The organism is Mastigocoleus testarum BC008 (assembly GCF_001456025.1).
Taxonomy (GTDB): domain Bacteria; phylum Cyanobacteriota; class Cyanobacteriia; order Cyanobacteriales; family Nostocaceae; genus Mastigocoleus; species Mastigocoleus testarum.
Genome location: NZ_LMTZ01000169.1, coordinates 39,156 through 45,155, shown reverse-complemented (window position 1 = coordinate 45,155; position 6,000 = coordinate 39,156). Strand labels below are relative to the sequence as shown.

At 36.8% G+C, this 6,000-nt stretch carries 4 protein-coding genes; 3 read left to right on the top strand and 1 reads right to left on the bottom strand.

The genetic code is table 11. The features are described from left to right. Positions 1-311 precede the first annotated feature (311 nt). Both BC008_RS45200 and BC008_RS45195 read left to right on the top strand, forming a co-directional pair. Positions 312-785 carry a DM13 domain-containing protein gene (locus tag BC008_RS45200; RefSeq protein WP_027842460.1) on the top strand — a complete coding sequence of 158 codons (474 nt, stop codon included), beginning with the start codon at positions 312-314 and terminating at the stop codon, positions 783-785. A 635-nt stretch (positions 786-1,420) separates the two neighbouring features. Further along, on the top strand, positions 1,421-4,603 hold the full coding sequence (locus tag BC008_RS45195) for a plasmid replication protein, CyRepA1 family (protein WP_027842459.1): 3,183 nt from the start codon (positions 1,421-1,423) through the stop codon (positions 4,601-4,603). A 156-nt stretch (positions 4,604-4,759) separates the two neighbouring features. On the opposite strand, the gene BC008_RS45190 is transcribed toward BC008_RS45195, so the two are convergent. Further along, positions 4,760-5,392 (bottom strand): TetR/AcrR family transcriptional regulator, encoded by a 633-nt coding sequence (locus BC008_RS45190; protein WP_027842458.1) that lies wholly within the window; start codon positions 5,390-5,392, stop codon positions 4,760-4,762. A gap of 121 nt (positions 5,393-5,513) precedes the next feature. On the opposite strand from BC008_RS45190, the gene BC008_RS45185 reads away from it, so the two are divergent. Then, positions 5,514-5,942 (top strand): DUF5367 domain-containing protein, encoded by a 429-nt coding sequence (locus tag BC008_RS45185; protein WP_058184882.1) that lies wholly within the window; start codon positions 5,514-5,516, stop codon positions 5,940-5,942. Positions 5,943-6,000 lie beyond the last annotated feature (58 nt).

Here is a 6,000-nt window from a genome sequence, read left to right as displayed (position 1 = left end):
TCTTCTTTGACAAGCTATGATTTTATCCTTGAAGCTCTATTTTATGAAGCATTATTATATGCATCTTCATAGAGAATTGGTATAAGTAGTTAGTAACAGATAAAGATTGCTCGTCAACCAATTATTGAAAAATGCATTGTCTATCTGTTTAATCCGTTATCAATACTTTTTTTCCCAACACTTTCTCAGTTTTCTCAGATAACTCTTAGAGAAGTCTCATTTACCAATCACTGACTCCTCAGTTTCATCCCCGATATTAGTAATTAAGCAAAGGGAAACCACACAAAACAAATTTAAAGGAAGTAACTGAGATGAAATTCAACAAAATCGCTGGTTTAGGAATCGCATCAATCGTATTATTCGGTAGCTTTGGACAATTAGCAGTTAACGCACAACCTGCTCAAGCCCTGAAAGCAAAACAAACTACTATAGTTGCAGCTAAATCTGAATCAGTAATTTCATCCGGTAATTTTGTTAAGTCCGAGAAAGCAACCACCGGTAAAGCCAAAATTGTCAATATGAACGGTAAGCGCTATCTCAAGTTTGACAAAGCATTTAGTACTGGTAATGGTCCCGACGTCAAAGTCATCTTACATAAAAGCAGCACCGTACCTGGAAATATCCAAGAAGGAAATTACATTACCCTTGCAAAAATTCAAAAATTCAAAGGCGCTCAAGCTTATGAAATTCCCGATAATGTAAATCTAGATGAGTTCAAATCTGTAGGAATCTGGTGCGAAGAATTCAACGCTACTTTTGGTTATGCTAGCCTGCAGAAAGCTTAGTTTAAAATTCTCTTCTATATCTTAAGACTTATCTTTATCTTTTTATTACCCTAATTCTCTAATTTCCTTACACCATATAGCAATTTATCATCAGTAGCCCCGGATATCGGATGCTGATGATTTTTCTTTGTTGCGGAAAGCCAAATTCTGAAACTCCAAATTTTGGAACACCAATTTTCTCTCATAAAACACCAAGTGGATGTGGGAACTATTGTCTATAGAAGTAATTGTGTAGGATTACACCAAAATACCACAGATATTTATCTTTGTTCGCACAAAATACAACGAATAAAATTTATTTAGATAACACCTGCAAATAGGCAAACTGTCAATGATATATCAACTTTGCTGTGAAGATAAAAAAGTTTTGATGAAAAAACGTAACTATAGATACCAAAAATTTATTCGCTGATAATTATACGGATAAATTAAAAAAATATACATCTGAGTAATACAATACAAATTTATTAATTCCACGATACAAACAGGAAAAACCAACCCTTGATAAATAAACCGATGTGTCTCCCGTCACTAGGTAGCAAAAGGCAACCCAAAATCATCAAAAATACTTCTATAAAAATTGGAAAAGGCATGGTAAGTTTCTATTCTTATTGTCACCTTTTCCGTTGTCCTCAATGCATCTGGATCATCTCAAGCCACAACACCTGGAAGAATTAGTCAACAGTAGTGGCATAGATTTACACATCGCAAAACTCAATTTTCAGTCCTTACAAGACACAACAGCCTATGATTATCTCCTGATTTCCGAGCAAGTTCCCCGTACAAATACGGGAATGCTCAAGAGTCAGTGGTTGCAACGTTACGCTCATATAACTGATGGTGGTTGGTGGTGTTCTGGGCTAGACCCTGTAAATAATTGGAAAGTAATGGAATGGGGCTGTTTTAAGCCAAATCAACCGCGACACAATGAAAAAGGTAAACCAATAAAATACGAACATCCTCCCTGTATGGGAACAAGGGTATTTTGTTTACGCGTACCTTTGTTGGTTTGGCAGCAGGTTCAAGAGCGTTACAATGTTCCTATGCCGGAAAATATTGCCATTGGCGAACATGGGGAAGCTATTGGTTTTTGGCAATGGGTTATGGAATGTAACATCCCTCTGATTATTTGTGAGGGAGTTAAGAAAGCTGCTACCCTATTAAGTCAAGGTTATGTTGCGATCGCAATTCCGGGAATTAATAGCGGTTATCGAGTTGTTAAGAATAATTTTGGTAAAGTTATTCGCCGTCAGTTGATTCCCGACCTGGCAGCTTTTACAATTGCAAAGCGTACAATTTACATTTGTTTTGATTTTGAAACGGAACCGAAGAAAGTTGCTGCTGTCAGTAATGCGATTTCCCAACTGGGATTTTTATTCCAAGAGAAAACTTGTCCGGTACGGGTAATTGAGCTTCCCGGTGAAGAAAAGGGTGTGGATGAGTTTATTGTTGGGAAGGGAGCAACTGCTTTTGAGAAAATTTATGCTCAAAGTATCGATTTAGAAGTTTATCTCGCTCAAGTTAAACCCCACAAAGCTTTAACTTTTACCCCTAATCTCACAATTAACCGACGCTATTTGGGAGAAATACCTTTTCCTCAATCGGGTTTAGTAGGAGTCAAGTCGGCTAAAGGTACGGGAAAAACTACCGCATTACAACCTGTTATCAAACGGGCAATTAGTACAAAAAAACCAGTTTTGTTGATTACCCACCGAATTCAGTTGGGACGGTTTTTATGCGAACAGGTTGGTTTAAATTGGGGATTGGGAACGAACGAATATAGAAACATTCAAGCTTATGCTCAAACTCAAACCCAAACTCAGACCCAAGCTGAAATATCTGATTCACCGTTTTCCATTCTCAATTTTTCAGCTTCCCTTTCCACAAATTTAGGAGCTAAAAATTTAGGATTATGTATAGATTCGATTTGGAAGCTAAATCCTGAAGATTGGCGAGGTGGGATTGTAATTTTAGATGAAGTAGAACAATCTTTATGGCATTTACTTAATAGTAGTACTTGTGTTTCCAAGCGAGTGAAAATTCTCACTGCATTTGGACAACTAATTTCCACTGTTTTGAGTACTGGGGGATTAGTGATTGCTCAGGATGCGGATTTATCGGATATTTCTTTAGAGTATTTACAGGGACTGTCAGGAATTAAAATTGCTCCTTGGATTTTGGAGAATCAATGGAAACCCACAGTTGGTTGGGATGTAACTTTTTACGATTCTCCCAATCCCACACCATTAATTCAACAACTAGAAGTAGATTTAATGGCTGGAAGGAAATGTTATGTTACTACAGATAGTCGTTCTGGACGTTATAGTTGTGAAACTATTGAAAGATATCTCAAAGAACGCTTAGAAAAATTACGATATCAATTTCCTCAAACTTTAGTGGTCAGCAGTCATACTACCAATACACCAGGTCACCCAGCGGTAGATATTGTCGAATCCATTAACGAAAAAATTATTGATTATCAAGCAGTTTTTGTAACTCCCAGTCTGGGAACGGGAATTAGTATTGATGTTCAACATTTCGACCGAGTTTATGGTATCTTTCAAGGTGTAATTCCTGATTCTGAAGCTCGACAAGCCTTAGCTAGAGTCCGCGATGATGTACCCAGAATCGTTTGGTGTGCGAAGCGAGGTATTGGTTTAATCGGTAGCGGTAGCACTAACTATCGTTTGTTATCCCATTGGTATCAAGAAAATCAAAAAGAAAATCTAGCTTTACTAAGTCCTTTATATAAAATTGATGTAGATTTACCTCTAGTTTACGATCCCATCCATTTGCGAACTTGGGCAAAATTATCCGCAAGAATCAATGCTTCGGTGAGTATTTACCGTCAAGCGATGAAGGATGGTTTAATCGCTGATGGAAATCAGCTTCAAGTTCGGAGTAATGACACTTACAAAAATATTATTCGCGATTTACGTCAAGCATTTTTAGCAACCGATCCTTCGGATGTCACAACCCGAAGGAGACTAATTTTAGAAATTGTCAAAACTCGTAAAGATTGGGAAAAGAGTCGGAATAGAAATACAAATATTAACCGCAATATCAAAAAAATAAAACGTCAAAAGCAATTGGAAACAGCAAATTCTGTCGCTAATGCGAGGGATATTGATTATATAGAATATGACAGACTAATTATTAAACCATCCTTAACTGAAAATGAGCGCTATCAAATTAATAAATATGTCCTCAGACATAGATATGGAATCGATGTCACCCCCCAACTCAAATTAAGAGATGATAAAGGGTATTATTATCAATTGTTAATCCATTACTATCTCACCCATGATTTAGAATACTTCCGTCTGCGAGATAAACAAGAATGGCTCCAACAATTGTCTTGGGGAGATGGAAAGGTCTTCTTACCTGACTTCAAAAACTACACTCTAAAAATAGAAGCTTTAAGAGCTTTAGGTCTAAACCAATTTCTAGACCCACAACGAATATTTACCGATCGCGACCCGGACTTGCTCTTAATGAAAAATACAGCTTTAGAATGCAGTAAGCATATCAAAAGAATTTTGGAAATTAATGTCGCAAGAGGTAAAGATTCAACCTCAGGGATTGTTATTTTGGGTCGATTACTGAATTTACTAGCTTTGAAATTAAAGAAAAGTACTCTTACTTATCAAATAGATTCTAAAATGCTCAATGATGGGAGAAAAGAAATATTTCAAATTTGGCAGCAAAGAGATGAATTGATGTTAGCAAAATTAAAGAGTGTTGGAGATGGTGGTATTATTTCTCCGAATGATTGGAATAATAAAGCAATCCAAAATCAACCCATTTATGTAAATTGAACTCATCTAGCCAGTTAAAAGTATAGTACTGGGTAATTAGCTCGAGACGCTGATTAATCTCAAAACCTATGATTACTAAACTTTTAATTCTTTACTCCCTACTTCTTACTCTTCTTGGTATCACAATTATCGGTAAATCTTAATTCGGGAGATAATTTAATTCGGGAAATATTGTTTTAAATAGAGAATCAACATTTTCTTTGTTTCAGCTAGAACCTGTTGCTGAAAATTACCCTCGCGGGTTAATGAAAAAATTTCTAGTGCACTTGCGGCTTCAACTGTAACTGCTGCTAATAAATCGGCTTGAGTTTTTGCTAGTGTAGGTTGACGTATAATAAAAAATGCTGACAATTGTCGAGCAATCTCTTGGTTAAATGCCGTATCCATTGCCATAACTTCCGTTGAGACTAAACGAGATTGTACAAATACGGTTTTATATGCCGGATTAGCTGTCACAAATTCATCAAATGCATCGATCGCATTACTGATATAAACTTCCAGAGGTAATTCAGTGGTTCCATCTGTGTGAAGGTTTGCAAATACCTCTCCAAGTTGCTTTAAATAGCGATCAACTAAAGCATGAAACACAGCCAACTTATCCGGGAAAAAACGGTATAAACCTCCGACGGATGTATCCGCACGCGCCGCAATTTCATCGGTTGTTACAGACTCATAGCCAACTTCAACAAATAATTCAGCTGCTGCATCCAAAATTCTATTAAATCTTTCCCGACTCCTTGCTTGTTTCGGTAAACGCCATCGCAATTGCTGTTGAGGTTCTTGTGTCATTACCTGCTGCTAACCCAAAAATTCTATTGACAAACACGAGGCATTCCTCGTATTTTAAAAGTGAGGTTAACCTCGTGTTTTTGTTTGTAGTTTTATTTATAGCATTTTAGGGTAGAAAACCATGCAAACTGCGAAATCAGGAATAAATACTGTAGGTCGCAACAAACAGATATCTTATGGATTCTTTTTGTTCATGAGTTTTATGATTTGGCTGGTTGCAACTTTAATTATTCGGTTTTGGGGAGAAATATTTTTTATCCCTGACAGTAATCTCAGTATGGTTGCGAGTTTTTTGTTCTCACTTCTTTTCCTCCCACCATTGGCTTATAGTCTGTTTGCTTGGCAAAATATAGAGCCTGTGCAAAGAAAGGATGCTGCTATTTGTTTGGCGATTCCAGGAATGCTACTCGATGCACTAACTACTTACTTCTTCCCATACTTTTTTCCAAATCTTCCTGATGGAGCAAATGGAGTATTTGGAGCTTGGTTATTGTGGGGATATGCAATCGTGCTGATTACAGGAATATTTACAAGTCAATGGAAAAAATAGGTAATTGGTAACTAAGAAGAGAGGAATTTACCCAATCCCCAATCCCCAATCCCTACTT

Excerpts from the sequence above, each read along its gene's own strand:
- BC008_RS45190 (WP_027842458.1), bottom strand. The coding sequence starts at position 5,392 with ATGACACAAGAACCTCAACAGCAATTGCGATGGCGTTTACCGAAACAA.
- BC008_RS45200 (WP_027842460.1), top strand. The coding sequence starts at position 312 with ATGAAATTCAACAAAATCGCTGGTTTAGGAATCGCATCAATCGTATTA.
- BC008_RS45185 (WP_058184882.1), top strand. The coding sequence starts at position 5,514 with ATGCAAACTGCGAAATCAGGAATAAATACTGTAGGTCGCAACAAACAG.
- BC008_RS45195 (WP_027842459.1), top strand. The coding sequence starts at position 1,421 with ATGCATCTGGATCATCTCAAGCCACAACACCTGGAAGAATTAGTCAAC.